At 73.2% G+C, this 23,268-nt stretch carries 20 protein-coding genes; 2 read left to right on the top strand and 18 right to left on the bottom strand.

Going from position 1 to position 23,268, the window contains the following annotated elements; translation table 11 throughout:
• Positions 1-29 precede the first annotated feature (29 nt).
• From AB0N90_RS23300 to AB0N90_RS23265, 8 genes are all read right to left on the bottom strand, one after another.
• The gene (locus AB0N90_RS23300) at positions 30-413 is read right to left on the bottom strand and encodes a DUF742 domain-containing protein (RefSeq protein ID WP_365199463.1); all 384 of its coding nucleotides are present in this window, start codon (positions 411-413) and stop codon (positions 30-32) included.
• A 7-nt stretch (positions 414-420) separates the two neighbouring features.
• Positions 421-858: a roadblock/LC7 domain-containing protein gene (locus AB0N90_RS23295; protein WP_361682381.1), complete on the bottom strand. Its 438-nt coding sequence runs from the start codon at positions 856-858 to the stop codon at positions 421-423.
• On the bottom strand, positions 848-4,267 hold the full coding sequence (locus AB0N90_RS23290) for a nitrate- and nitrite sensing domain-containing protein (RefSeq protein ID WP_365199460.1): 3,420 nt from the start codon (positions 4,265-4,267) through the stop codon (positions 848-850). Before AB0N90_RS23290 ends, AB0N90_RS23295 begins: the two co-directional genes overlap by 11 nt.
• A 94-nt stretch (positions 4,268-4,361) precedes the next feature.
• On the bottom strand, positions 4,362-5,831 hold the full coding sequence (locus AB0N90_RS23285) for an HAD-IA family hydrolase (protein ID WP_365199458.1): 1,470 nt from the start codon (positions 5,829-5,831) through the stop codon (positions 4,362-4,364).
• A gap of 15 nt (positions 5,832-5,846) precedes the next feature.
• Positions 5,847-6,923 (bottom strand): ABC transporter ATP-binding protein, encoded by a 1,077-nt coding sequence (locus AB0N90_RS23280; protein WP_365199455.1) that lies wholly within the window; start codon positions 6,921-6,923, stop codon positions 5,847-5,849.
• Between the two features lie 9 nt (positions 6,924-6,932).
• Entirely contained in the window at positions 6,933-7,751 is an 819-nt protein-coding gene (locus AB0N90_RS23275) for an ABC transporter permease subunit (RefSeq protein WP_365199452.1), read from the bottom strand.
• Positions 7,736-8,635, bottom strand: a complete 900-nt coding sequence (locus AB0N90_RS23270; protein WP_365199450.1) for an ABC transporter permease subunit — start codon at positions 8,633-8,635, stop codon at positions 7,736-7,738. Before AB0N90_RS23270 ends, AB0N90_RS23275 begins: the two co-directional genes overlap by 16 nt.
• Entirely contained in the window at positions 8,632-9,792 is a 1,161-nt protein-coding gene (locus AB0N90_RS23265) for an extracellular solute-binding protein (protein WP_365199448.1), read from the bottom strand. The genes AB0N90_RS23270 and AB0N90_RS23265 overlap by 4 nt, the downstream gene beginning before the upstream one ends.
• Before the next feature lie 230 nt (positions 9,793-10,022).
• On the opposite strand from AB0N90_RS23265, the gene AB0N90_RS23260 reads away from it, so the two are divergent.
• Positions 10,023-10,763: a GntR family transcriptional regulator gene (locus tag AB0N90_RS23260; protein ID WP_085562572.1), complete on the top strand. Its 741-nt coding sequence runs from the start codon at positions 10,023-10,025 to the stop codon at positions 10,761-10,763.
• A 30-nt stretch (positions 10,764-10,793) separates the two neighbouring features.
• Here AB0N90_RS23260 and AB0N90_RS23255 read toward each other — a convergent pair whose 3' ends face one another.
• The 4 genes from AB0N90_RS23255 to AB0N90_RS23240 form a co-directional block, all read right to left on the bottom strand.
• Complete coding sequence (locus tag AB0N90_RS23255) at positions 10,794-11,246, bottom strand: Lrp/AsnC family transcriptional regulator (protein WP_037650980.1); 453 nt, start codon at positions 11,244-11,246, stop codon at positions 10,794-10,796.
• Positions 11,247-11,260: 14 nt separating this feature from the next.
• Positions 11,261-12,706 carry an amino acid permease gene (locus tag AB0N90_RS23250; RefSeq protein ID WP_365199445.1) on the bottom strand — a complete coding sequence of 482 codons (1,446 nt, stop codon included), beginning with the start codon at positions 12,704-12,706 and terminating at the stop codon, positions 11,261-11,263.
• Between the two features lie 95 nt (positions 12,707-12,801).
• Positions 12,802-14,244 (bottom strand): GuaB1 family IMP dehydrogenase-related protein, encoded by a 1,443-nt coding sequence (locus AB0N90_RS23245; RefSeq protein WP_361682453.1) that lies wholly within the window; start codon positions 14,242-14,244, stop codon positions 12,802-12,804.
• Between the two features lie 161 nt (positions 14,245-14,405).
• A complete protein-coding gene (locus AB0N90_RS23240) occupies positions 14,406-14,834 on the bottom strand; it encodes a hypothetical protein (RefSeq protein WP_365199442.1) in 429 nt (142 codons plus the stop codon).
• A 14-nt stretch (positions 14,835-14,848) separates the two neighbouring features.
• Here AB0N90_RS23240 and AB0N90_RS23235 point away from each other — a divergent pair, with 14 nt between their 5' ends.
• Positions 14,849-16,651 (top strand): translation initiation factor 2, encoded by a 1,803-nt coding sequence (locus AB0N90_RS23235; RefSeq protein ID WP_365199441.1) that lies wholly within the window; start codon positions 14,849-14,851, stop codon positions 16,649-16,651.
• Here AB0N90_RS23235 and AB0N90_RS23230 read toward each other — a convergent pair.
• From AB0N90_RS23230 to AB0N90_RS23205, 6 genes are all read right to left on the bottom strand, one after another.
• Entirely contained in the window at positions 16,640-18,634 is a 1,995-nt protein-coding gene (locus tag AB0N90_RS23230) for an ATP-binding protein (protein WP_365199440.1), read from the bottom strand. The genes AB0N90_RS23235 and AB0N90_RS23230 overlap by 12 nt on opposite strands.
• Before the next feature lie 183 nt (positions 18,635-18,817).
• Positions 18,818-19,138 (bottom strand): barstar family protein, encoded by a 321-nt coding sequence (locus AB0N90_RS23225; RefSeq protein ID WP_365199439.1) that lies wholly within the window; start codon positions 19,136-19,138, stop codon positions 18,818-18,820.
• Positions 19,135-19,638: a ribonuclease domain-containing protein gene (locus AB0N90_RS23220; protein ID WP_365199436.1), complete on the bottom strand. Its 504-nt coding sequence runs from the start codon at positions 19,636-19,638 to the stop codon at positions 19,135-19,137. The genes AB0N90_RS23225 and AB0N90_RS23220 overlap by 4 nt, the downstream gene beginning before the upstream one ends.
• Positions 19,639-19,815: 177 nt before the next feature.
• On the bottom strand, positions 19,816-20,859 hold the full coding sequence (locus AB0N90_RS23215) for a sugar-binding domain-containing protein (RefSeq protein ID WP_365199433.1): 1,044 nt from the start codon (positions 20,857-20,859) through the stop codon (positions 19,816-19,818).
• Between the two features lie 90 nt (positions 20,860-20,949).
• Complete coding sequence (gene rpe / locus AB0N90_RS23210; RefSeq protein WP_085562568.1) at positions 20,950-21,636, bottom strand: ribulose-phosphate 3-epimerase; 687 nt, start codon at positions 21,634-21,636, stop codon at positions 20,950-20,952.
• Positions 21,637-21,810: 174 nt separating this feature from the next.
• Positions 21,811-23,232 (bottom strand): transcription antitermination factor NusB, encoded by a 1,422-nt coding sequence (locus AB0N90_RS23205; RefSeq protein WP_365199430.1) that lies wholly within the window; start codon positions 23,230-23,232, stop codon positions 21,811-21,813.
• Between the last annotated feature and the right edge of the window lie 36 nt (positions 23,233-23,268).

Genomic DNA, 23,268 nt, shown 5'->3' with positions numbered 1-23,268 from the left:
ACCGGTCCCCTACATGGCTGTTACAAACACTAGATTTCGCGCAGCCGGTCGACGATCTCCCGCAGCAGCCCGGGGTCGGCGGTGGGGCCGCCCGCGGGGTCGCGGCGGGGCGCGGCGATGCGGACGAGGCCGGCCTCGGCCAGGTCGCCGAGCAGCACCCGCACCACGGTCAGGGGGAGGTCGGCGTCGGCGGCCAGTTCGGCGACGGGGCGCGGGCCGCGCCGTACCAGTTCCAGCAGGGCGGCGCTCGCGTGGTCGACACCGGCCTGGGCGGCGTCGGCCGTCTCCAGGGCGGTGACCCGGGACATCAGATCGATGGCATGCCGGTCAGAGGGCCGGGTACGGCCCCGGGTCACGGTGTAGGGCCGCACCATCGACCCGGTCTCGTCCTCGTACCAGTGCTCGTCGCTCACGGCGGGATCATGGGGTGGCACGGGCTGCCGCGTCCAGATGGCTGCCGAGACGGCGGACCAACAGGGCCATCTCGTGGGCGAGTTGACCGACGTCGGTGTTGGCCTCGCTGAGCACGGCGAGTCGGCTGCCGTGCCCTGCCGGGGTGATGAACAGGTAGGCCTCGTCCAGCATCACCATGGTCTGGCGCACTCCTCCGGCGGCGAACCGCTCCCCGGCGGAACGGGCGAGGCCGTGGAAGCCGGAGCAGACGGCGGCCAGGTGCTCGATGTCCTGCTGGGGCATGCCCTCGGAACTGCTCAGGGCAAGGCCGTCGGCGGTCAGCAGCACGGCCTGGCGGACGTGGTCGGTGCGCGCCACGAGGTCGTCCAGCAGCCAGCCGAGGTCCGTGCCGGGTGTTCCGGCGGGTGCGGCGGGCTGGTTGCGGGTCTGGTCGTCACCGTGCATCGTCGGTGTCCGTCCCTTCGTCGACGTGGATGTTCACGGTGTCGCCATCGATGGCCCCGGGCCGCGCGGGCATCCCCTTGCGCCCCTGGTCGAGCCCGCGCTGGAACGCCCCGAAGATCGCCCTCATCTCCTCGGCATCGACCTCCCGCCGCCCACCCTTCGCCTGCTCCCGCGGCTCATCCCGCAACTGCTGCGCGAGAGAGGCCTGACGGACACGGGTGGGGAGGGCGGGGGCGACCGTGGACGCGTCCGCGGTGCCGGGCTCGGGGGTGCCGGTCTCCGGGGTGCCGGGCTCGGGGGTGCTGAGGCGCCTGGTGGGGCGCCTGCTGGGGAGGGCCGGGGGCGGGGTGCTCGCGGAGGTGCCGGTGCGCGGAAGCCCGGCCGGTGTGCCGCCCTCGCCGGTATCGGAGCGTCTGGTGGGGAGGGGCGGGGGTACGGGGGCGCCTTCGGTGGTACCGGGTCGGGGGGCGTGCGGGGACTCCCAGGGGGCGGCGGGCTCGAAGGCGCCGGGACGCCTCGCGGGCAGGGGGTTGGCCTGGGCATGCGAGTGCGACGCGTCGCCGGACCCGAAAGCGGCCCCGGCCCCGGAAACGGGCTGACCCGCGTGTGGCGCCTGCCAGGGAGCGCCGCCCTCGGACGGGCCGGAACGCCTCGTGGGCAGAGGATCGGGCTTGGCGGGCCAGGAGGGGCCGGTCTGCGACGGCGTCTGCGCGGGGGCATCGGCTCGGGACGACGGCTGCCAGGAGGCTCCGGCATCCGACGGCGCCTGCCAGGAGGCTCCGGCGTCGGACGGCGCCCGCCAGGAGGTTTCGGGCGTGGACGACGGCGTCACCGGCGATCCGGGCCCGCCGGACCCCTTCGCGGGCCAAGGCTCCGGCGCCCCCTGCCACACGGCCCCGGCCTCGGACGACGGCGTCTCCGGCGCGGCCCCGGCCTCGGGCGCACCCGGCCTCCTCCGCGGCGGCAAGGGCTCGGAGGGCACGTCCCAGGCGACGCCCGAGTCGTGCGCACCCGGCTGCTCGGACGACGTGAGCCACCCGGCACCGGTCTCAGACACACCGGACTCCGCAGCCGACGCGGACTCGACCCCCGACGCACGCGCGCCCGAACGCTCGGACGGCGTCAGCCACCCGGCACCGGTCTCAGACACACCGGACGTGCCGACCGGCGCAGACCGGGAAGGCGCCGCGTCCCACCCGGTACCAGCCCTGGACGCACCCGACCCCCCGGCCGGCACGGCTTCGGGCCCCGCCGTATCCGATCCGGACCCTGACTCACGCGCGCCCGTCCGCCCAGACGGCGTCGGCCGCCCGGTGCCGACCCCGGACGCACCCCGCGTCTCGGACTTCGCAGGACCGTTCCCGCGTCGTGACGGCAGCGGTCGTACCCCGGCGTGTGACTCGGGCGGCAGCGGCACACGCGCTCCCCCGTGCTCGGGTCGTGCCTCCGGCAGCGCGGCCGATGGCTCGATGTCCTGCGAGGTGTCCGTCCCACCGGTCTCCGCCAGGATCGATTCCGGGAGGAGGACCACCGCGGTCGTACCCCCGTACGGGGAGTCCCGGAGGCTGACGTCGATGCCGTGGCGGGCGGCGAGGCGGCCGACGACGTAGAGGCCGAGCCGGTCGTGGCGGGTGGGGTCGAAGGCGTCGGGGTCGGTGAGGGTGCGCTCGGCGTGCGCGTGGGCCTCGGCGTCCAGGCCGAGCCCGCGGTCGTCGATCTCCAGCACGAAGCCGCCGCCGACCCGCCCGGTGCGCAGCGTCACCTGGGTGTGCGGCGGCGAGAACACCGTGGCGTTCTCCAGGAGTTCGGCGAAGAGATGGACGACGTCGGCGACCGCGTCCGCCGCGATCCCGGTGTCCGGCATCGGCGGCACCACCACCCGCGCGTAGTCCTCGATCTCGCCGACCGCCGAGGAGACGACCTGCGCGATGGGCACGGGCCCGCGCCAACGGCGGCCGGGCGCCGAGCCGGAGAGGATGATCAGGCTCTCCGCGTGCCGCCGCATACGCGTGGTGAGATGGTCGATGCGGAACAGCTCGCGCAGCACATCGGGGTCCTCGGTGCGCCGCTCCAGCGTGTCCACCAGCTTCAACTGCCGGTGCACCAGCGCCTGGTTGCGGCGCGCGATGTTGAGCAGCACCGCGAACAGGCCCCGGCGCAGCGTCGCCTGCTTCACCGCGGCCTCGACCGCGGCCAGCCGCGCCGTGTTGAAGGACCGGCCGACCTGCCCGATCTCGTCGTCGCGGTCCCCGGCGGCGGCGAGCGGCGGCGCCTCGGCTACCGCGTCCACCTCCTCACCGGCGCCCAATCGGCGCATCACGTCGGGGAGTTGCCGCCCGGCGAGCACATCGGCGGCGTCCCGCAGCGCCTCCAGGCGACGCGAGATACGCCGCGCGCCGCGCACCGCGAACCACAGCGACAGCCCCGCGACGACCAGTCCCGCGGCACCGGCGATCGCGGCCTTGGTCAGCTCCTGATAGGCGAACGCCCGTCCGCGCGCGGCCGAGTTGTCACCGGCCTCGGTGCACAGATCCCGGTACTGCTTGACGATCCGGTCGACGGTCGAGCGCCAGCTGCCCGCCGCGACCGCCTGGGACGCCCCGCCGGCCCCGGCCCGCAGCAGCGCGTCCTCGCCCTGGTTCAGCGAGCGGTACAGCGCGCCGTCCTGGAACTTCTCGAACAGCGCCCGGGAATCGGCGGGCAGATCGGGCACATAGGTCTGCTGGAAGACGCGCCGGTCCTCGATGGTCTGGGTGAGCGCGTTGTACTGGCCCGGGGTCAGCGCCGTGTCCGCCGCCCGCGCCCCGGCGACCAGCGCGTCCTCGCGGGAGACGAACTCGCGCACCCGGACCAGCTCGAAGACGGTCTCGGTCTCCCGGGCGAGCTGCCCGGCCTGGAGCGCGGTCAGCGTGGACTGCACATCGAAGGTGGGCTCGATCAGCGCGCTGTACTGCTCGACCGCCTGGTCCCAGCTGATCTTCCGGGTGAGCACCCGCTGCCGCAGCCCGTCCAGCCGGTCGGTGGCCGTGAGCATCGCGTCCAGCGACTGCCGCTGGCGCGCCGTGAGCCGGCTCCGGTCGCCGCCGCGGATCGCCTGCCGCATGGCGTCGACCACCTGGTCGGTACGGCGCTGCTGGCCGAGCAGCCGGCCCGCCCCCGCGGCGTCCCGGCCGCCCGCGCCCAGATAGGCGGCGGACATCCGGCGCTCGATCTGGATCTGCCCGACCGCGGTGTCCACGGGGGTGCCGAAGTCGTCGTACACCCCCTGGACCCGGATCAGCGCGCGCAGCTCCGCGGTGACGGACACCATGGCGAAGCCCCACAGGGCCATCAGGGCGACGGCCGGTGCGAGCGCGAGCGCCACGATCCGGGTGCGGACGGTGGTGGGACGGCCGAGGGGCCAGCGCATGAAAGACCTACCGGTATTACCAGTCAGTAGAGAGCTCGCACAACTTACGGGACGGTCACCTCGAATAGCAACGGTGACCCCCGATAACCCCAGGTCAGCTCACAGGAAACGCAAAGGAGGCGAGGACCGCGGCATGGTCGGAGGGCCATTCGTTTTCGGCCACGTCCGGCCAGGGGCGGGGGTCCCCGCTGACCACGGTGCGCGCGCCTCGGACGGTCAGGCCCCGGTGCAGGACGTAGTCGATCCGGTCCTGCGGCTCGGCCCGGCCGCTGCCGTCCTCGTGCACCGGGTGGATCGGCGACCAGGTGTGCCCGGGTTCCGCGGCGGGGTCGGGGTGGGCCTCGCGGTAGGAGTCGGCGAGCCCCGCGTCCTCCGCGGCCTTCGTCACGGGCCAGGCCACCTCGGGCCGGTCCAGGTGCGAGGGGCAGTTGAAGTCGCCGGTCAGGACGACGGGGACGCCCTCCTCGGACGCCTTCCCGATCCGTTCCAGCGCCTCGCGCATCTGAGTGAGCCGGACCTCCTCGTGGGCGATCAGCTCCTCCGCCGCCAGCCCGTCGAAGGCGGACTCGTAGGGCCCGTACGGCGTGTAGTGCAGATGCGCGGTCCATACGTCGACCGCGCGGCCGGGGGCGACCTGGACGCGGACGCCGGTGGCGCCGTAGAAGCCGACGTCCGGGTCGCCGAAGCGGGCGGTGATCGGGTGGCGGCTGATGACGCCGAGGTTCTCACCGGCCCGGTGGTGGTGCCAGCCGAGGGCCTCGGCCAGCTCCTGGGCGGCGGTGCCCGCGGTCTCCTGGAGCCCGACGACGTCGGCGCCGCTGTCCAGGATCACCTTGATCTGCTTGGCCCGGTGGTCGTCGACCTTCGCGCCGCCGAGCCAGAGGTTCCAGCTCAGGACGGTCAGTACGGGCGCGGCCATGGCACTCAGCTCCTCGACGGTGACTCCCGCCAGGCTGTCACGGACGGTGCGGCCGGGCGCGGCGCCGATCGGGGCGAGCGAGGGCACGGCGAGCACCGCGCATCCGGCGGCCTCGGCGGAGGCCACCCCGGTCACCGTGTCCTCGACGGCCACGCAGGCCGCCGGCTCGACGCCGAGGGCGCGGCAGGCGGCGAGGTAGGGCTCGGGTTCGGGCTTGGTGCGGGCGGTGTCGTCGGCCGTGACGGAGAGGGCGAACCGGTGGGCGCCGAGGGCCTCGATGACGACGTCGGCGACCGCGCGCGGGGACGCGGTGACCAGCGCCGTCGGTACGCCCCGGGCGGCCAGCGCGTCCAGCAGGGCGAGGGCGCCGGGGCGGGGCACGATCCCGGCGCGGACCCGGTCGGCGAACTCGCGGTGGAGTCCGGCGGCGAGGTCGTGGGCGGGCCGCCCGGTGGCGTCGGCGAGCCAGTGGGCGGTGTGCTCCACCGGGCGGCCGAGCACGTCCGGCTGGTCGGCCTCGGTCAGCGGCCGGCCGGCGACGGCCTCGACCGCCTCCCACCACAGGTGCTCGGTGTCCACGAGCGTGCCGTCCATGTCGAACAGGACTGCCTGGAGCGGGAGTCGGGGGTTGTGGGGGGTGGTCACGTGGGTTTCTGTCCTCTAGTTCTCGGTGCGGGCGGCCACGAGCACGGGGCGCTCCGGCAGCGATGCGGTGACGGCGGCTCCGGCGCCCAGCCCCGCGGCCTCGTGCGCGGGCAGGTCGGCCTTGGCCTCGGTGCCGTCGGCGAGCCGTACGGTGAGCCGGACGACCGCGCCGAGGAAGGCGGTGGCGACGACCCGGGCGCCGCCCTGCGCGTCGGCCCGCACCCGCAGGTTCTCGGGCCGTACCAGGACGTCCACCGTGCCGTCCGCCGCCTCGCCGTCGGCGGGCAGCCGCTGTCCGAGCACCTCGACGGTGCCGTCCTTCAGCTCCCCGGGGATCCGGCTCATGGTGCCGACGAACTCGGCGACGAAGGCGGTGGCGGGGCGGCCGTACAACTCGGCGGGTTCGGCGCACTGTTCGAGCCGTCCGGCGCGCATCACGGCGACCCGGTCGGCGATCGAGAGGGCCTCCTCCTGGTCGTGGGTGACGAACAGGGTGGTGATGCCGAGTTCCTGCTGGAGCCGGCGGATCTCCTCGCGCAGGCTCAGCCGCACCTTGGCGTCCAGCGCGGACAGCGGCTCGTCGAGCAGCAGCACGCGGGGGCGCAGGGCGAGGGCGCGGGCGAGCGCGATGCGCTGCTGCTGGCCGCCGGAGAGCTGGTGCGGGAACCGCTCCCCCTTGTCGCCGAGGCCGACCAGTTCCAGCAACTCGGCTGCCCTGGAACGCCGTTCGGCCGCGCGTACGCCCCGCATGCGCAGCCCGAAGGCCACGTTGTCGACGGCGCTGAGATGCGGGAAGAGGCTGTACGACTGGAAGACCATCCCGGCGTCGCGGCGGTGGGCCGGCACCTGGGTGATGTCCCGGCCGTCCACCAGTACCGCGCCGGCGTCGGGGTGTTCGAACCCGGCGAGCATGCGCAGGGCGGTGGTCTTACCGCAGCCGGAGGGGCCGAGCAGGGCAAGGAACTCGCCGGGGCGGACGGTGAGGTCGAGCCCGTCGAGGGCGACGGTGGCACCGAACTCGCGGCGCAGACCCCGGAATTCGACGGTCGCGGCCTGCTCGGTGGCGGTCTTCTCAAGAGTGGTGGCGGTCATGGTGTGTTGTCATCCCCGGGAAGGAGCGGTTCGGTTGCGTCCGCCGCCGACACCGGCGAGCGCGAGGAGCAGGGCCCAGGTGACGAGCAGGCTGAGCACGGACACGGCGACGGACATCTGGGCCTGGTCGCTGCCGACGTTGTAGATCCATACGGCGAAGGGCTGGTAGCCGAGCAGCTGGGCGACGGTGAACTCGCCGAGGACCAGCGCCAGCGTGAGGAAGGACGCGTTCAGCAGCGCCCCGCGCAGATTGGGCAGTACGGCCCGCACCAGCGCCTTGGGCCAGGAGGCGCCGCAGCTGCGGGCGGCCTCCACCAGGGTGCGTACGTCGATGGCGCGCAGGCCCGCGTCCAGCGCCCGGTACACGAAGGGCAGCGCCATCACGACGTAGGCGAGGACCAGGACGACCGGGAAGCTGGGGTTCTGGATCGCCACGAAGGTCTGGAACAGCGGGGTTTTGGACAGGTGGTCCGGGCCCCACTTGAGGACGCTGACGATGCCCGCGACGAACGCGATCGGCGGCACCACGAGCGGCAGCGAGCAGACCACCTCGACCACCGGGCGCAGCCGGGGCGCGCCGAGCCGCAGGGCGACCACGGCGGGCACCATCAGCAGCAGCACGACCACGATGGTGGCCACGGCCAGTTCCAGCGACAGCAGCAGGCTGGAGACGAAGCCGCCGGTGGAGAGGATCTTGGTGTAGGCGTCGAAGCTGATGCCGTCGGGGTCGTCCACCGTGAAGACCACGGAGGCGGCGAGCGGGACCAGGAAGTACAGGGCGGCGAGGCCGAGGACGGCCCACCGCCAGGGGGTCAGGCGTCGAGCCATCGGGCGCTCCGGCGTTGCAGGGGCAGGTACACGGCCATCACCAGGCCGGCCACCAGGACCATGTCGAGGCTGAGGGCGAGGGCGACGTTCTCCTGCCCGACCAGGACGTTGCCGGACAGGGCGTCGGCGATCTGGAGGGTGACCAGCGGGACCGCGCTGCCGACCATCGCGGCGGCGGTGGCGTAGGCGGCGAAGGCGCTGCCGAACAGCAGCACGAACCCGCCGAGCAGGGAGGGCGCGAGCACGGGCAGGGCCACGTGCCGCCAGTACTGCACGCCGGTGGCGCCGTTGTTCAGCGCGGCCTCCCGCCACTGGGCGCGCAGGCCGTCGAGGGCGGGGGTGATGGTGAGGACCATCAGCGGGATGAGGAAGTACAGGTAGACGAGGACCAGGCCCCAGAAGCTGTACAGGTCCCAGCCGCTGTCCTTCAGGCCGAGGTGCAGGGTGAGCACGCCCGCGTTGCCGAGGGTGGCCACGAAGGCGAAGGCCAGCGGGACGCCGCCGAAGTTGGCGAGCACACCGGAGGCGGTCAGCACGGCCTCGCGCAGCGCGCGGGAGCGGGAACTGGCGACGGCCTGGGCGAGCGGCAGTCCGAACAGGGCGCCGAGCACCGCGGAGACCGCGGACAGCTTGACGCTGCCGAGCAGGGCGGTGAGGTACGCCCCGTGCAGCGAGGCCGTCATGTTGGCGCCGGTGTAGGAGGTGGCGCCGGTGGTGGCGTCCTTCGCGGTGAAGGCGCCGTCGAGGATCGCGAGGGCGGGCAGGCCGAAGGCCACGGCGGTGAAGACCAGCAGCGGCAGCACGGCCAGCCAGCCCGGGGCGCGGCGCCGCCGCTTCGCCGAAGCGACGGGCGCCACGTCCGAGCGCGTCAGAGCGGTGGTCATCCGGAGACGGCCTTACCCCAGCCCTGCGCGATGACCGTCTTGGCCTTGCTCTGCTCGGCCTCGGTCGGGAAGGACGCCGAGCCGGTGACCTTGGGCAGCTTGGCGGCGGCCGTCTTGTCGAGGGTGCCGGCCGACTCCATGGAGGTCATCAGGGCCGGGCGGGCGTAGCCCTTGAGCCACAGGTTCTGGCCCTCGGTGCTGTACAGGAACTCCTGCCACAGGCGGGCGGCCGCGGGGTGCGGGGCGTCCTTGGTGATGGCCTGGGAGTAGTACTGGGCGTACTGGCCGTCGCTCGGCACGACGACCTTCCAGTCGAGGCCCTTGGACTTGAACTCGTCGGCGTAACCGGCGTTCAGGTAGTCCCAGTCGATGGAGATCGGGGTCTCGCCCTTCTCCACGGTGGCCGGGGTGGACTCGACCGGCGTGTAGTTGCCGCTCTTCTTCAGCTTGGCGAAGAAGTCCAGGCCGGGCTGGATGTCGCCGAAGGAGCCGCCGTTCGCGAGCGCCGCCGCGTAGACGCCGCCGAAGGCCGAGCCGGACTTGGTGGGGTTGCCGTTGAGCGCGACCTGGCCCTTGTACTGGGGCTTGAGCAGGTCCTTGAAGGTGGTCGGGCACTCCTTGACGCGCTTGGCGTCGCAGCCGATGGAGATGTAGCCGCCGTAGTCGTTGTACCAGCGCGCCTGCGGGTCCTTCTGGCCGGCCGGGATGTCGCCGAAGGAGGCCACCTTGTACGGGGCGAGCAGACCCTGCTGGGCGGCGCTGAGGGCGAAGGAGCTGCCGAGGTCGAGGACGTCGGGGGCGCGGTCCTGGCCCTTGCGGGAGGTGACGGCGTTGATCTCGTCCTGGCTGGAGCCGTCGGGGCTCTCGTCCTGGATCTTGATGCCGTACTTCTTCTGGAAGGCGTCGATGATCGCGCCGTAGTTCGCCCAGTCGCGGGGCACCGCGATGATGTGCAGCGAGCCCTCCTTCTTGGCCGCCTTGACGAGGGCGTCCATGCCGCCGAAGTCGGCCGCGGAGGCGGCGGTGGCGGCGCTCTTGCCGTCCTTGGTGGTGGTCGACGCGTTGTCGGGGGCGGCGCCGCAGGCGCTCAGCGCGAGCGCGGCGACGACGGCGAGGGAGCCGCCGAGCACGGCGTTTCTCGGCAGGGACAACTTCACGGTCTCTCCAGGGGAAGCACGGGGGTGAGGTGCTACGAGGGTTTGTAGACCCGCTCGACAAACTTGTCTGAACAAGTCGGCCTCAGTACGCCCGGCTTCGGTGTCCTGTTCGTAAACACGGAGGGAACATCAGCCGCTGTTTCCCTGCACAGTTACGGCTCGCCCAGCACCCCGTGAAACGTCGATTAGGCTGGTCACGCTGTGCACAGCCGCCTACGCAGAGGGGAAGCATGACGGCGCGACACGAGGAGATCGCCGACGAGCTGCGCCGCGCGATCGACCGCGAGCAGTACACGGTCGGCAGCCGGCTGCCCTCGGAGTCGGAGCTGGCCGCCCACTACGGCGTCTCGCGCGGCACGGTCCGCCAGGCCGTCGCCGCGCTCACCGCGGAGGGGCTGATCGGCTCCCGTCAGGGTGCCCGCCGCGTGGTCCTCGCGAGCCGCCGCAGCCAGAGCTTCGAGGAGTTGCGCAGCTTCGCCCAGTGGGCCCGCGCGATGGGCCGCGAGGCGACCGGCCGGGTGGTCGAGCAGACCTACCGCCCGGCCACCCACGAGGACGCCGTCCGCCTCCAGCTCCCGCTGCGCACACCCGTGTTGCACGTCCTTCGGCTGCGCGGCCTGGACGGCGACCCGGTCCTGCTCGAACGCACGGTCTACGCCGACTGGATCTCCCCCGCCGTCGAGTCCATCGAGCCCGACTGCCCCTCCGTCACCCAGCGCCTGTACGACGACACCGGGCTGGTCTTCGCCTACGGCGAGCACATCATCGACGCGGTCGCCTGCGGAGCGCGCGACGCCGAACTGCTCCATGTCCGCCGCACCAGCCCGCTGTTGCGGGTGCGCCGCGTGACGACGACGCGGGAGGGCCGCCCGGTGGAGTGGTCGGACGACCGCTACCGGCCGGACGCGGTGACGTTCAGCGTGCACAACTCGATCGGCAACAACGCGCTGTCGCGGAAGACGGCGGAGTAGGTCTCGGGGGCTGGATTCCGCCCACGCCGCTCACCCCGGCGCGCCCGAGGAGAACCTCCGCAGCAGGGGTGACAGCACCAGTACGGACTTCGTCCGTTCCACGAACGGCTCGCCCGCGATCCGTTCCAGGACCCGTTCGAAGTGCCGCATGTCGGAGGCGAAGACCTGCGCGATCGCGTCCGCCTCCCCGGTGACCGTCGACGCCGCCACGACCTCCTGGTACCGCTCAAGGCCCCGCAGGATCGTCTCCGGCGAGGTGTTGCGGCGGCAGTAGATCTCGATGTACCCCTCGGTCTCCCAGCCGAGCGCCGCGGGATCCACCCGCACGGTGAATCCGGTGATCGCTCCGGTGGCCCGCAAGCGGTCCACCCGCCGTTTCACCGCGGGCGCGGACAGTCCGACCAGTTGCCCGATGTCCGCGTAGGAGCGGCGGGCGTCCTCGGCGAGGGCGTGCACGATGCGTTCGTCGAGATCGTTCAGCACAGCAGGTGGTTCACTTACTTCTTTGCGAGTACTTCTTCAGCGAGACGGGACCGGCGAAAGCCGTATACGAAGTAGAACACGATCCCGACCGCCAGCCAGACACCGAACACCGTCCAGGTCACCGTGGACAGGCTCCCCATGAGCCAGACGCAGAAGAAGAAGCCCAGCGCGGGCAGCAGCGGCGACAGCGGCACCCGGAAGGTGCGCCGCATCCCCGGCCGCGTCCGCCGCAGCACCACGACCGCCACATTGACGAGCGCGAAGGCGAACAGCGTGCCGATGCTGGTGGCGTCGGCCAGCTGCCCGAGCGGGACCGCCGCCGCGAGGATGCCGCAGAACAGGGACACGATCACGGTGTTGGCCCGCGGGGTGCCGCTCCTCGGGTGCACCCGCTCGAAGATCCTCGGCATGAGGCCGTCGCGGGACATGGCGAACAGGATGCGCGTCTGGCCGTAGAGCACGGTCAGCACCACGCTGGCGATGGCGATGACCGCGCAGAAGGCCAGCAGGGTCGCCCAGAAGCGCTGTCCGGTGACGTCCCGCATGATCTGGGCCAGCGCCGCCTCGGAGCCGCTGAAGGAGCGCCACGGCCTGGCGCCGACCGCGACGGCCGCGACCAGCACGTACAGGGCCGTCACGATGACCAGCGACAGCATGATCGCGCGGGGCAGGTCACGCGGCGCGTCCTTCGCCTCCTCGCCCGCGGTGGAGGCCGCGTCGAAGCCGATGTAGGAGAAGAACAGCGTGCCGCCGGCCGCGCTGACTCCGGCCATGCCGAGCGGCATGAAGGGCACGTAGTTCCCGGCCCGGACGCCCATGAGGCCGACGGCGCAGAACAGGATCAGCGCGGCGATCTTCACGCACACCATCACGGTGTTGACCCGTGCGGACTCCTTGGCGCCGCCGAGCAGGAACACCATGGCGAGCAGGACGACGATCAGGGCGGGCAGGTTGAAGACGCCGCCGTGGCCCGGCGGGGCGGACAGGGCGGCCGGGAAGGCGAAGCCGACGGTGCCGTCCAGCAGCTCGTTCAGATACTGGCCCCAGCCGACCGCGACGGCGGCGACCGAGACGCCGTACTCCAGGAGCAGGCACCAGCCGCAGACCCAGGCGATCAGCTCGCCCATCGTGGCGTAGGCGTACGAGTAGGAGGAGCCGGCGACCGGGATGGTGCCCGCGAGTTCGGCGTAGGACAGGGCCGAGAACAGCGCGGTGAAACCGGCGAGCACGAAGGACAGGATGACGGCGGGGCCCGCCTTGGGGACGGCCTCGCCGAGGACCACGAAGATGCCGGTGCCGAGGGTGGCCCCGATGCTGATCATGGTCAGCTGCCACAGCCCGAGGGAGCGCCGCAGCGTTCCGCCCTCGCCGTGGCCGCCCTCGGCGACCAGGAGTTCCACGGGCTTGCGGCGCATCAGGCGCGCACCGAGGCCCGCGGACGGCTGCTGACGCGTGATCATCGCATCCACGGTACGTCACGTACCGGAACGTCGCGCTCCGGTCGCTGGACGCCTTCGGCCCCCGCCGGTCGCGGCGGGGGCCGAAGGGCGCGGGATCAGCTCCAGCTGGCGTGCAGCGGCTTGCCCTCGGCGTATCCGGCCGCGCTCTGGACACCGACGATGGCGCGCTCGGCGAACTCCTCCAGCGAGTCGGCGCCGGCGTAGGTGCAGGAGGAACGGACGCCCGCGATGATCGAGTCGATCAGGTCCTCGACGCCCGGGCGGGCCGTGTCGAGGAACATCCGCGAGGTGGAGATGCCCTCCTCGAACAGCGCCTTGCGGGCGCGGTCGTACGACGACTCCTCCGAGGTGCGGTTGCGCACCGCGCGCGCGGACGCCATGCCGAACGACTCCTTGTACGGGCGGCCATTCGCGTCGTGCTGGAGGTCGCCAGGGGACTCGTACGTACCGGCGAACCAGGAGCCCACCATCACGTTCGAGGCACCGGCGGCGAGCGCCATGGCCACGTCGCGCGGGTGGCGGACACCGCCGTCGGCCCACACGTGCTTGCCGTACTTCTTCGCCTCGGCGGCGCACTCCAGGACCGCGGAGAACTGCGGGCGGCCCACGCCGGTCATCATCCGGGTGGTGCACATGGCGCCGGGGCCGACACCGACCTTGATGATGTCCGCGCCCGCGTCGATCAGGTCCTTGACGCCCTCGGCGGAGACGATGTTGCCCGCGACGATCGGCACCTGCGGGTCGAGGGCCCGCACCACCTTGATCGCGTTGATCATCGACTCCTGGTGGCCGTGCGCGGTGTCGATGACGAGCGTGTCCACGCCCGCGTCGAGCAGTTCCTTGGCCTTGCCCGCCACATCGCCGTTGATGCCGACGGCGGCGGCGATGCGCAGCCTGCCGTGCGCGTCCACGGCCGGGGTGTACAGGGTGGCGCGCAGGGCGCCCTTGCGGGTGAGGATGCCGGCCAGCCGGCCGTCCTTGTCGACGGCCGGGGCGTAGCGCCGGTTGTGCGCGTCGAGGGTGTTGAAGGCCTCGCGCGGGTCGATGTCCGCGTCCAGCAGCAGCAGGTCCTTGGACATGACCACTTCGAGCTGGGTGAAGCGGTCGACGCCGGAGAGGTCCGCGTCGGTGACGACGCCGATGGGCCGCCGCTCGCCGTCCACGACCACGCCCGCGTTGTGCGCCCGCTTGGGCAGCAGCGCGAGGGCGTCGGCGACGGTCTGGTGCGCGGCCAGCACGATGGGGGTGTCCAGCACCAGGTGGCGGCTCTTCACCCAGGAGACCACGTCGATGATCACATCGTTCGGGATGTCCTGCGGGATGACCACGAGGCCGCCGCGGCGGGCCACGGTCTCGGCCATGCGGCGGCCGGCGATGGCGGTCATGTTGGCGACGACGAGCGGGATGGTCGTTCCCGTGCCGTCCGGCGAACTGAGGTCCACGCCCTGCCGGGAGCCCACGGCGGAGCGGCTCGGCACCATGAACACGTCGTCGTACGTCAGGTCGTACGTGGGCCGGATGTCGTTGAGGAAACGCACGTGCTGCACATCCCAGTCGTTCAGAGGTGACCCCCCGACGGGTGCGCCAGGGGGAAAAGAGCACGTACTTCATTCTCCCACGACCCGGGCCCGCGCGTCCCCGGGCGGAACCTCCAGGGTGACCGGCCCGCCTTCGGATGATCCGCCGAAGGGCCTCCCGGTCAGTGCAGGGCGGTGCGCGCCCGGTGCAGGAACGCCTCGCGGGCCCGGTCCAGCGCGTCCGGGCGGGCGTCCCGCCGTACCTGCTCCAGGAGCGCCGTGGCCGCGGCCGCCACCTCGCCGGGCCCTTCCAGGACCACCAGGTCATGGGCCCGCTGGAGGTCCGTACGGTCCCCGGGCCGCCCCTCGCCGGTCCGCCGGGTCTCGGCGACGGCGCCCACCGCTTCGAGGAACCGTACGTACGCCTGCCGCCGCTGGTCGTGGACGCGCGCCGCCCGCTGCTCGGCGGTGCTCAGCCGCAGCGCCTCCAGGGCGGCCGCCGCCTGGCGTTCCCCGGCCTCCCGGGTGGAGCGCGCCGCTATGACGCTGCCGCCGAGCGCGGCGCCGGCGCCGATGAGCGCCGCCAGCAGGGCGATGAGCCACTCGTTCATGGAGTGCATTCTGCATGGACACGGCATGGAGCAGGGCCGATTCGGCCGTCCTCGGTACGATCACCTGGCCGGCCCGGCGCGCCACCGGCGCCCGGTGGGAGACGAGCGCGCCGAGCGGACGGGAGAGTCGGGTGAAGGACGGGCGGGCGACGGGCGGCGAACGCACCGTCCTGTTCGCCGCGCGGTCGCAGAACGCCCTGCACCGGCTGCTCGACACGCTCCCCGTCTTCGCGGGCGACGACCGGGTGCACCGCTACTTCACCCTCGTGCCGGGCTCCGCGTTCTCCCTGGACGCGCTGAGCGCCATCGACCGCGCGGGCGGCCGCACCCTCCCCTGGGCCGAGGCCGTCGAGCAGAGCTTCGCACTGATCCTCGCCGCCAGTCCCAAGGGCGATCTGCACGCCCTGCACGGCCCCCGCGTGCTGCTCCCGCACGGCGCCGGGTTCAACAAGTCGGTGCCGGGCGAGGGCACCGAGGACTCCGCCTCCGGACTGGACCCCGCCCATCTGCTGCGGCCCGACGGCGCCCCGCTCGCCACCCGCTATCTGTTCTCCCACCCCAGCCAGATCGCCCGGCTGGCGCCGCTCAGCCCCGCGCTGGCGGCCCGTTCGACGGTCGTCGGCGACCCACTGCTGGAACGGTTCCTGGAGTCCCAGGACCGCCGCGACCGCTACCGCGCCGCCCTGCGCACCGGCGCCCGCACCCTCGTCGTACTGCTCTCCACCTGGGGCCCGGAGTCCCTGATCGGCCGCCGTCCGTCCCTCCCCGCCGAACTGGCCGCGGCCCTCCCCCACGACGAGTACCAGCTCGCCCTGGTCCTGCACCCGAACGAGCGCGCCCGGCGCGGGACGCTCGACCTCGCCGAGTATCTGGACCCCGCCCGCCAGGCCGGTCTGATCCTGCCCGCGGTCCACGAGGAATGGGCGTCGGTCGCCATCGCGGCGGACCTCCTGATCACCGACCACGGCTCGGCGGCCCTCTACCCGGCCGCCCTCGACCGCCCCCTGCTCGGCGCCTACGACGGCGGCCGGGAACTCCTTCCCGACAGCCCGATGTCCGCCCTGCTCACCGGCGTCCCCCACCTCCCCCCGCACCTTCCCGGCGCGGACCCGGCGGCCCGCCTGGCCACGGCGGTCCGCGCCCACCGCCCGGGCAGCAGCCGCGCCCTCGCCGAACCGGCCTTCGCCGAACAGGGCCGGGCCCTCGACCGACTGCGGGAGACCCTGTACGACCTGCTGGACCTCACCCCGCCCGACCGCCCCGTGCTGCCCCGCCTGCTCCCCGACCCGGCACCGGCAGCGCTCGCACCCGCCGCCTTCGCGGTCCGTATCGAGTACGACGACCAGGGGAGCCCGCGGGTACTGCGGCACCCGGCGCATCTCGTACCGCCCGCGCCCGCGCACCACCTGTCCGCCGAAGTGGGCGCCGCGCACCGCCGGTTCACCCAGAGCGCGGCCCTGCTGCACCGCCGCGCGGGCGAACACCCGGGGGCCTGGACGGAACCGGCCGACGAGTGGACCCTGCGCACCCTGGCGGACCACCCCGGCGGCCACCGCACCGCCGCGATCGTCCTCTCGCCCACCCACTGCCTGCTGCGCGCCCGCTCGGGCCCGCTGCTGTCCGTGCGACTGGGTCCGGGCGACGGCGCACGCCGGGCCGCGCCCGTCGACCCGGTGGCCGTCCTGTCGGCGGTGCACGCCGCACTGCTCGCGGGGCGGGGCGCCCCGGGCACCGACCTGGTCTGCTCGGTGGGCCCCCACAAGGTGGCGGCCCAGCTGACCCCGGCCACCCCCGAAGAGGCCGCCCTACCGGTCTGACCCGGCGCCGGCCAGCCCGAGCCGCTCCCACAACTCCCGGGCCGCCGCACGGTGTTCCTCCGCCTCGCGCTCCGCGCCGAGGCTCGCGGCGAGTTCCGCGAGGGCGTCCAGCACCCGGGCCTCGTCCCGCACACCCCGCACGGCGCGGGTCCCCTCAAGCGCCGCCCGGTAGCGGGCACCCGCCTCTTCGCCGCGGCCGAGCCGGGCGTACACGCCACCGAGGGCAAACTCCGCGCGTCCGGCGAGCCGGGTGCGGCCGTCGGCGGCGAACTCGTCGCGGGACCGCTCCAACAGTTCGGCGGCGCGCTCCAGTTCACCGAGGTGCGCGAGGGCCTCGCCGAGCCGGTACCGCTGGAGGGTGGCCCCGTAGGCGTTGCCGATCTCCTGGTGCACCGCCCCGGACGCCTCGAACTCCCGGGCCGCGCCGGCCCAGTCGCCGCGTGCCGAGCCGAGCATGCCCAGGAACTCGCGGGTGGAGGCGGCCAGTTTGCGCTCCTTCGGCGAGGCACCGAGGGCGCCCTGGACCGTCGACCACGCCTGGTTCAGCTGCCGCTCCGCCTCCTCGAACTCCCCCTGCTCCCACAGCGGCCGGGCCAGCTGGCAGCGCATCCGGACCAGCAGCGGAAGATCACCGGCCTGCTGGGCGGCGGCCACGCCCCTGCGGAACGCGTCGATGTGGTCGCCGTAGTGCGGGTGGTTGAGGAAGTGGGTCCACAGGGGTTCGCAGAGCGCGGCGGCCTCGGTGAGGCCCCAGTCCGCGTCTCCGGCGGTGCCGATGGTGTGGGCGAGGCGGACGCAGCCGAACAGGGCGTGCCGTTCGGCCTCCAGCCAGTGGTAGGCGCGGGCCGCCGCCTCGCCCCGGGCGTCCCCGGGCTGTTCGAAGAGCACCTCGCGGGTGCCGGGCACCGGCGGCGCCTCGGCCGCCGTCCGCAGGCGCGGTCCGGCGGCGGTCAGGTCGGCGCGCTGGGCCTGGCGCAGATACCAGCGCACCAGCCGCCGCAGCGCCTCCTCGCGCTCGCCCTGGTCGCCGCATGTCTCCGCGCGGCGGCGGGCGTGGGCGCGCAGCAGCTCCGGGAGGCGCTCGCGGCCGTCGGTGCCCCGGCCGTCGAGCAGTCCGGCGGCGCGCAGTTCGGCGAGCGCGTCCTCGGTGGTGTCGAGGTCCCGGCCGAGCAGGACGTCGGCGGCGGCGAGGGTGAAGGAGGGGCCGGGGAAGTGGCCCAGCAGCCGGTAGAGACTGGCCGCGGCGGGGCCGAGGCTGTCGTAGGCCGCGTCCCACACCTGCTCGACCACGGGGATGCCCCTCTCCCTCAGTTCGGTGCCGAGCCGGTCGAGGAGCCTGGCCAGCGGCGGCTCCTGGTGGCGGCGCAGCCAGCTCCCGGCGATGTGCAGCGCGGCCGGAAGCCCCGAGCACAGGTCGAGCAGCCGGCGTGTCTCCTCCGGCTCGACGGCGAGGCGGGTGTCCTTGGTGACCCGTTCCAGCAGTTCCAGGGCGTCGGCGGGGCCGAGCGGCGCCAGCGGGAACTCGGTGGCCGCCCCTGCCTGGAGGTCGTACAGCGGCCCATGGCTGGTGACGATCACCAGGCTGTCGCCCGAGGCGGGCAGCAGTGGTTCCACCTCGGTGCCGTGGCGGGCGTTGTCGATGACGAGCAGGAGCCGCTTGCCGTGAGTGAGGGACCAGTACTGGCGGGCCCGTTCCCGGAACACGGGCGCGATCCACTCCGCGCCGAGGCCGCGCAGCAGCTCGCCGAGGACGTCGGCGACCTCCACGGCGCCGTCGCGGCGCACATCGTCCAGGTCGACGTAGAGCACGCCGTCCGGGTGGTGCTGGTGCAGGGCGCGGGCGAGGCGGAAGGCCAGCTCGGTCTTGCCGGTGCCGGCGTGGCCGCGCAGCAGCAGGCACAGCGGGCGGGTGCCGCCGTCCTCGGCAGGCCGCCGCTCCATGACCAGCTGCCGGGCGCGCGCCTGCTCCCGCTCACGGTCCACAAAGTGCGCCGGCTCCGCCGGAACCTGATACACCACGTCTGACTGGCCCCCGTCCCGCATCGCTCGGCATCACCACGAGCCTATCGGCAAAGGGGAGTTGGCATGCCGTGCTGTGCGGGTGTCGGCCACACGGGTGTGGCCGGGTGTGGCCGGGTGAGGCCACGGCGGCCGGTGCGGAGGCCGTCAGGCCAGGGCGAGGGCCACCGTCAATGGTGCGGTGCGCTCGGTCGCCTCGGTGAAGACCTCACGGGCCACCCGCCACTCGTCGGGCCGGGCCCCTGCGTACGGCTCCCATCCCGTGACGACGAGCAGCAGCCCGCGTTCTGCGGCCTCGGACGGCCAGACCGAGGGGTCGGAGAGGCTGTCGAGCAGCGCGTCCCAGTTCCGGCCGAACCAGTCGGGAAGGTGGAGGGCGCGCGCCACGGCGTCCAGCAGGCCGGACTTGTCCGTGACCCCGGTGAGGTCCAGGGTGACGACCCGGCGGTCCGTGAGGTTCTCGGTCATCTCAGTACCGCCCGGAACGAGTTGTAGTGATCATCGGTGTAGTAGAACTCCCCGCCCTGCCCGGTGATGATGCGCCGCGCCCCGCGGTCGCGTGAGCCTGGTGTCTGCACGGTGTACTCGTGGTAGTAGCCGCGCTGGTGCTTCGGCAGATGCCGCTCGAAGTTCCCGAAGACGATGCCGTCCCGCGAGTAGGGGTAGGGCCCGCCCCGGTCGATGAGCGCCAGCGTCCGCCGCGCCTCGGCCGGCAACCGCGACGCGGGCACGGTCGCCATGCCCTTGGCCCAGCCGGGCGTGGCGACGGATCCGGAGGACGCGCCGGTACGCGTCCCCGTCGTGCCACTGCCGGTCGTCGCGGTCGGGGAGCACCCGGCGAGCAGCACGGCGAGGACGACGAGCAGCCCCGCGAAGAGCCGGGACACGGGCCGGGACAGAGATCGGGCGGGCGGCCGGGGACGGGGCCGTTCGGACGGCGGGCGGACGGAGCGGAACGACGACAGCATGCGGACGATGCTGTCATGGCGGCCGCGGGAACGACGACAGGACGATGCCCCCGGCCGACACGCCCGGCCGGGGTCATCGCGGGGCCCTGTCACCGGACCGGCGGCATCACAGTCGTACCGCCGGCCCGGTCCGGACGGGCCGACGGCATACGGCGTTCGGGGACCGCCTCGGATCCCCTACTGCCCGTCGGGGTCCTGGCGGCTCAGCGCGGGCTTCGGTGTCGGGCCCGCCGTCATCAGGTAGTCCGCGGCCGAGGTGTCCGTGACCAGGCTGGTGACCAGCCCGGAGCGGAGCACCGCGTCGATCGCGGACGCCTTGCGCTGGCCACCGGCGATCGCGACGACCTCCGGGATACGGCGCAGCTGGTCCGCCTTGACGGTGATGCACCGCTCCCCGAGGTCCCGCCCGATCCGGCGCCCGTCGGCGTCGAAGAGGTGCGCGGCCATCTCGGCGGCGACACCGAGCGAGGCGTAGTGCGCCCGCTCCTCGTCGCTGAGCATGTCGTGCACCGTCGAGATGCCCGGCTCCCAGGATCCGATGGAGACGCAGGCGACCGTGACCTTGTCGAAGTACTCGAAGGCGCGGGCGATCCCGGTCTGGTTGCGCAGGGCCGCCGCGGTGGCGGCGTCCGGCAGCAGCATCGGCGCGTAGATCGGGTGGGCGTCGCCGCCCGACACCTGCGCGGCACGGCGCACGGCCTCGACCGAGCCGCGCTCGGAGGTACCGGCGTCGTACACACCCGTCAGCTGCACCACCGTGCACGGCGGCAGCCGGTCGAGCGCGGCCGCCATATGGATGGTGGACCGGCCCCAGGCCAGTCCGAGCACGTCCCCCTCGTTGACCAGTTCGCCGAGCAGGTCCGCGGCGACCTCGCCGAGGTTCTCGGGGTCGGGGGTCTCCTCGGCCTCGGCCGGGGACTCGACCACGACGGCGTGCCGCAGGCCGTAACGGGCGCGGAGCGCGTCGGAGCGCTCGGCGTCCAGCTCGGCCGGTACGCGGATCTCGATGCGTACGAGATCCCGTTCGAGAGCGGTCTCCAGGACCCGGGCCACCTTGAAGCGGCTGACGCCGAACTCCTCCGCGATCTGGATCTTGGACTTGCCCTCAAGGTAGAAGCGGCGGGCCATGGCCGCCGCCTGGACCAGCTCAGCGGGTCCCATCCGCATGGCTGACCGGCCCGCCGACATACCCGACACGGCGATCTCCTCACTGCTGTTCACACTCTGGATTCGCCGTTCATCCTTGCAGATTCGGCGCAACTGATCCGCCCTGATGGGCGGCGTTCTCTCAACCGTTCACGTAGCCGTGGCTCAGTGGTCGCATGCCCAGGACGCCTTGGCGGTGGCCGTCTCCGCCTGGGCGCGCAGGGCACGCACCGCCTCCGCCGGGTCCTGCGCCCCGTAGACCGCCGAGCCGGCCACGAACACATCGGCGCCCGCCTCCGCGCACCGCTCGATCGTGGACGCCGAGACACCGCCGTCGACCTGGAGCCAGAGCTGCAGGTCGTGCTTGGCGATCAGCTCGCGGGTGCGGCGGATCTTCGGCAGCATGATGTCGAGAAAGGCCTGGCCACCGAAGCCCGGCTCGACGGTCATGATCAGCAGCATGTCGAGTTCCGGCAGCAGGTCCTCGTACGGCTCGATCGGTGTCGCGGGCTTGAGCGCCATGGAGGCGCGCGCACCCTTGGCACGGATCTCGCGGGCGAGGCGGACCGGGGCGGCGGCCGCCTCCACATGGAAGGTGACGGACGAGGCGCCCGCCTCCACGTACTGAGGAGCCCAGCGGTCGGGGTCCTCGATCATCAGATGGCAGTCCAGCGGGGTGTCCGTCGCACGGGCCAGGGACTCCACCACCGGCACGCCGAGGGTGAGGTTGGGGACGAAATGGTTGTCCATGACGTCGACGTGGAGATAGTCGGCGCCCTGGACAGCCTTGGCCTCCTCCGCGAGGCGTGCGAAGTCGGCGGACAGGATGCTGGGGTTGATCTGCGCGGCCATGCCCCAAGACTGCCATGTCCGAGGCACTGATGTTCGCGCCTGTCCACAGGCGAGAGCGTTCATCATACTGATCCGCTGTTCATCGGATGGTCTGCCCGCGCCTGTGGATAACCGACGGCGACGAAGCCGACGCACGCGGTGAAATGGGAACCGCGCAGCCGCTCTTCGCGACCGTCAGCCGGCCGTCCTGCGGATCAGCGCGAGGTACATCGCGTCAGTGCCGTGCACATGCGGCCACAGCTGGATGTCCGGGCCGTCCCCGAGCGCGGGGACCCCGGGCAGCAGCGGCCGGGCGTCGAGGAGTTCGGCGTCCGGGTACTGCTTGAGCACATCGGCGACGACCACGCGGGTCTCGGCGAGGTGCGGAGAGCAGGTGGCATAGCCGACCACGCCACCGACGCGCACCGAGTCGAGCGCAGTGCGCAGCAGGGCGCGCTGGAGAGGAGCGAAATTGTCCAGGTCCTCGGGACGCCTGCGCCAGCGCGCCTCGGGCCGTCGGCGCAGCGCGCCCAGCCCGGTGCAGGGCACGTCCACCAGCACCCGGTCGAAACTGCCGGGCCGCCACGGCGGCCGCGTGCCGTCCGCCGCGATGACCTGGTACGGCCCCGGATTACCGGCCAGCGCCTTGGCCACGAGACCGGCCCGGTGCGGCTGCTTCTCCGAGGCGAGGAGCATCGCCCCGCGTTCGGCGGCGAGCGCCCCCAGCAGAGCGGCCTTGCCGCCGGGCCCCGCACAGCCGTCGAGCCACTTGGTGTCCGGCCCCTCCAGGGGAGCGTTGGCCAGCGCGAGGGCGACCAGCTGGCTGCCCTCGTCCTGCACCCCGGCACGGCCCTCGCGCACCGCGTCGACCGCGCCCGGCTCACCGCCCTCGGCCAGCCGCACGGCGTACGGCGACCAGCGCCCGGCCTCCGCGGCCTCCTCGCGCAGCAGCTCCTCGGCGGTGGCCCGGCCCGGCCGCGCGACCAGCGTCACCCGGGGCCGCTCGTTGTCGGCCGCGAGCAGCTCCTCGATGCCGGCGCGCCCACCGCCCAGGGAGTCCCACAGCGCGGAGACGACCCAGCGGGGATGGGAGTGCACGACGGCGAGGTGGTCCTCGGGGTCCTCGTCGTAGGGCGGCGCGACCTTGTCGATCCAGCCGTCGAGATCGTTCTGGGCGATCTTGCGCAGCACCGCGTTGACGAACTTGGCCCGCCCGTCACCCAGCACGACCCGGGCGAGTTCCACGGTCGCGGACACCGCGGCGTGCGTCGGGATCCGGGTCCCGAGCAGCTGGTGCGCGCCGAGGCTCAGCACGTCCAGCACCGGCGGGTCGACCTCGCGCAGCGGCCGGTCCACACACGCGGCGATCACGGCGTCGTACGTGCCCTGCCTGCGCAGCGTCCCGTACACCAGCTCGGTCGCGAGCGCGGCGTCCCGCGCGTCGAAGTCGTCCTTCTCCCGCGCCTTCCTCAGCAGCGGGGGCAGCACGAGGTTGGCGTACGCGTCCCGCTCGTCCACCGCCCGCAGCGCCTCGAAGGCCAGAATGCGGACGGGGTCCTTCTTGGGACGCCGATAGGGCTTGGCGGGCTTATGACCACGCCGCGACTGCTCGCTCACGAAAAAGGTGCTCCGGAGGTGAAAAGGGGTATGCGG

This window comes from Streptomyces sp. NPDC093018, assembly GCF_040684035.1.
GTDB lineage: Bacteria > Actinomycetota > Actinomycetes > Streptomycetales > Streptomycetaceae > Streptomyces > Streptomyces murinus.
Note: the sequence above shows the minus strand (reverse complement) of the source record. Positions and strands in the feature narration are given on the sequence as shown.